The following is a 536-nucleotide window of genomic DNA, read 5'->3' on the forward strand; positions in this document are numbered from 1 at the left end:
GGATGGGCTTGTCGGAGAGGTGAGGAGAGGAGCGATGGTGGTTGTGTGTGACGGGTGGGTCAGGCGTGTGGGGATGCTGCAGCGGGGTGGCGGGATTCACCGTGCGGTTGACCTGGGTGTGGTGGAACACGTTCGGAGGTGCGTCGAGGGGGAGCTAGGGCTGGTTGCGCTGGGTGACGGGGAGTTGGTTCTGCGCGTCGCGCCGGCAGTCCCGATGTTAGATCAATTCGTCGAAGATGTGGGTGACGGAGTTGACCTCGGCGATGGGCGGGCGCAAATAGTCACGCGTTGAGTACTGGTACTCGCGGATGGGTACATGCGCGGCGTCCGTCAGGGACGAGCTGGAAAGGATGGAGCGACAAGCGCCCGACGTCTCGTGGATCGGCAGATGGCTCGGGTGGGACAGATCACGCGGACCAGCATGCGAGAGCGCGAGTCCCGCGCGACTGCGCGACTGGGGCTGGAACTGGAGTCGCAAACGAGCTTAGTGAAAAAGATAGAGCAGCTTCTTCTTGATCTTCGGCGGAGACGGGAGT

1 protein-coding gene is annotated in these 536 nt (G+C 62.9%); it reads left to right on the plus strand.

The features are described from left to right. Nucleotides 1-292: hypothetical protein (locus tag A6V37_RS41665; RefSeq protein ID WP_208607848.1), on the plus strand; the 292-nt coding region annotated here is incomplete at its 5' end. Nucleotides 293-536: the final 244 nt, after the last annotated feature.

The organism is Paraburkholderia ginsengiterrae (genome assembly GCF_001645125.1).
In the GTDB taxonomy this organism is placed as follows: Bacteria; Pseudomonadota; Gammaproteobacteria; order Burkholderiales; family Burkholderiaceae; genus Paraburkholderia; species Paraburkholderia ginsengiterrae.